The 3,259-nt window shown below is 42.4% G+C and carries 3 protein-coding genes; 1 reads left to right on the top strand and 2 read right to left on the bottom strand.

From position 1 onward, the window contains the following. On the bottom strand, positions 1-351 hold a 351-nt coding region (locus tag IQ264_RS31945), incomplete at its 3' end, for an AAA family ATPase (protein ID WP_322744846.1). 370 nt (positions 352-721) lie between these two features. Here IQ264_RS31945 and IQ264_RS31940 point away from each other — a divergent pair. Next, a complete protein-coding gene (locus IQ264_RS31940) occupies positions 722-1,867 on the top strand; it encodes a CAP domain-containing protein (RefSeq protein WP_193986691.1) in 1,146 nt (381 codons plus the stop codon). 3 nt (positions 1,868-1,870) lie between these two features. Here IQ264_RS31940 and IQ264_RS31935 read toward each other — a convergent pair whose 3' ends face one another. Beyond that, positions 1,871-3,091: an RNA-guided endonuclease InsQ/TnpB family protein gene (locus tag IQ264_RS31935; RefSeq protein WP_193986689.1), complete on the bottom strand. Its 1,221-nt coding sequence runs from the start codon at positions 3,089-3,091 to the stop codon at positions 1,871-1,873. Between the last annotated feature and the right edge of the window lie 168 nt (positions 3,092-3,259).

Raw genomic sequence — 3,259 nt, 5'->3', positions numbered from 1 at the left:
CCCCTGCTCCCCTGCTCCCCTGCTCCCCTGCTCCCCTGCTCCTCTGCTCCCCTGCTCCTGTGCGACAAAAAACTCAGGTTCATCAGACAAATCAAAAGTCACGGTAACGCTAGCTTCAGCAGTACCGCGATTAGTTTGGTGATTGTGGTTAATCAAATCAGGTAAGCGTTCCGCACGCATCCCCTTAGAACTAGCAAGACCAAGACAAAACAACAGCGCGTCCAAAATGTTCGACTTTCCCGAACCATTTGGCCCAGAAACAACCGTAAACCCCGGCAGCAGAGGTACTTGGGAAGTGCCGCCGAAGGACTTGAAGTGAGTTAATTCCAGACGCTTGATATGAACCATTATGCGCTGGGCGACTAAGCATGAAAATACAACTGTATCAGCCAGTGTAGCGATTCTCAACAGGTTAGCATAGTTACCTTTCGGAAAACCAATCTTCCTTGTAAAAAAAATTGTGCCGAATTTTCCTGATTTACTTCCAGTTCCTCTGCTCTTTGCGGCTAACAGAGTATGTAACACTTTTGTAACAAATAAAAAATTTTCGTTTCAATACAAATATTAAGAGCTTGGGTGGGAATTATAAATTCAGCCAGGATTAAGCATTTTACCAATCAATGAAATTATTGCAGCGAACATAATCACAACTGAACTGGTATCAATTGTTATCGCTGTTCGGATACATTTTCTACTTTTTGACACTTAAGGAAAAATTACCATGACAGTCAATATTTACTCGAACCTTCCCGGAGACGGTTTTGAATCAGAAGAAACCAAGCTTTACAATCTAATCAACGAATATCGCGCCCAAAATGGACTAGCACCAATCGCAGCATCCAAAGCGTTGAGTACCGTTGCAAACCGCCACGTCCAAGATTTAGCAGAAAATATTGGTACTCTAACTCACTCTTGGAGTGATGCTCCTTATGACCCCAACAACCCTAGCACTTATCCCGCTATGTGGACAGCGCCCCAAAGGTTTAACACAGGGTACTCTGGAAATGGTTACGAAAATGCTTTTGGCGGTACAGGTAATTATGTAGCGACGGCGACGGATGCGCTACAAGCTTGGAAAAACAGCCCCGCACATAATGCAGCTATCCTCAACCAAGGAATATGGCAAAATCTTAAATGGAATGCTTTGGGCGTTGGTCTTTACAAAGGATACGCAGTTATATGGTTTGGCGAACAACCAGATTCTACAGGAACTCCTGCGCTTACCGCCAGCAATCCAATTTTAGGCACCGAAGGCAATGATACTCTCATGGGAACTGAAGGTGCTGATACCATTCTGGGTGCTGCCGGGAATGACATGATGTATGGCAATGGGGGTAACGACCTTCTCAATGGCAATCTAGGCGATGATATTATCAACGGCAATGTAGGCAATGATAGCATTTACGGTGGTAAGGGCAATGATATTCTTCTGGGTGGCAAAGATAACGATGTCTTGTATGGCAATTTAGGAAATGATGTTCTCTACGGCAATTTCGGTCAAGATACTCTCTACGGCGGTCAAGAAGCTGATACTCTTTATGGTGGTCAAGATAACGATCGTCTCTTTGGTGATTTAGGCAACGATATTCTTTCCGGTGATTTTGGTTTTGATACCCTAACTGGTGGCGATGGTAGCGATACTTTCGTGTTGCAATCAGATAAAGGGTGGGATGTAATTCTAGATTTCACCGATGGGGTTGATTTTCTGGGATTAAGTGCTGGTCTAAGTTTTGCTAATCTCTTAATTACTCAGGGTACTGGAAGTGATGCCGCAAATACCCTGATTTCTAGTAATGGACAATTGTTAGCTGTACTACAAGGAGTTCAATCTACTACCATTACTCAAGCAGATTTCCGTATTTTTTGACACTCACCGACTATCAAGGTACGGTGATTCTTCATTCATAGACTCAACTTGCTCTGACAGGATTACTCCAGCCAAAGTAGAGGTTAAATCTCCTGAAGCGTTCGGATCTTCGATCCAAGTTCCTGTATGCCCTACAGTACTCAAGGCTATTTTCAGGATATTGATAGCGGCGTTCCAATCCCTATCCAAAATAAATCCACATTTGCAAATATGGGTTCTTATGGATAGGGATTTTTTAACTATTGCGCCACAATTAGAGCATTCCTGAGAAGTGTAGGCAGGATTAACCGCAATAGTTATCTTGCCAAACTTAACACCGAAATACTCTAGCCATTTTCTGAACTGATACCAACCTGCATCATTAATAGATTTGGCAAGACAATGATTTTTAACTAAATTCTTAATCCTCAAATCTTCGTAAGCTACCAAATCGTTAGATTGGATTACGCAACGCGCCACTCTCTTGGCGTGTTCTTCACGTTGTCTACTTATTTTGAGGTGTACTCGACCTAATCTATTAACAGCTAATCGACGGTTAACAGAGCCTTTCTTCTTCCGAGAAACCCGTTTGTGTCTAAATTTTAGACGTTTCTCACTTGTGCGATAAAACTTGGGGTTAGGCTCCGAGTGACCATTTGAATCTGTGTAGAATTCTTTAATTCCTACATCCAACCCAATCGCCCTACCCGAAGGCTTACAATCTACTTTATTCCCAGCACTTATCAAGAACTGAGCATAGTAGCCATCAGCACGACGCACTAACCTAACTCGTTTTATCTGCTCTATTTGGTAGAAGTTTAAATCCCACGTTCCTTTGAGTTTTAGCTTGCCAATCCCTTTCTTGTCAGTAAAAGTGATTTGTTTTCTGTTCTCAGAAAGTGACCATCCCGAAGTTTTGTACTCAACTGAGCGACAGTTTTTCTTAAAGGTTGGATAGCCTTTCTTCCCTGGAATAGCTTTTTTACAGTTGTCGTAGAATCGAGCAATTGCACTATAAGCTCTTTCAATAGCAGCTTGGCAAGCACTAGAGTTTAAGCCTTTTACAAAAGGGAATTCTTGTCTCAATATTTTACTAAGGCGATACAAGTCTTTTTGCCCAACGCCTTTGTTATCCATCCAATGACGAACTGCTTTGTTGCGAACAAATTGAGATGTTCTAATCGCCTCATCAATGGCTATGTATTGAGTTGTTTTTCCCTTAGCTTTAAACTCTAGAACAATCATTTGCGTGGAAAAACCCTACGCAAATTTATTAACATAAATGAAAGCCGTCTTGCAAGGACGGGGCTTTAAACCCATTTTTTTTGGTAAGGCAGAAGGCAGAAGAGGTGGAGAGGTAGGGAGAGTTGAAGAGGTAGTTAAATCTTTTCCCCATCCCCCCATCCCCCCATC

Source organism: [Phormidium] sp. LEGE 05292 (genome assembly GCF_015207735.1).
Lineage (GTDB): Bacteria > Cyanobacteriota > Cyanobacteriia > Cyanobacteriales > Aerosakkonemataceae > Floridanema.
Note: the sequence above shows the minus strand (reverse complement) of the source record. Positions and strands in the feature narration are given on the sequence as shown.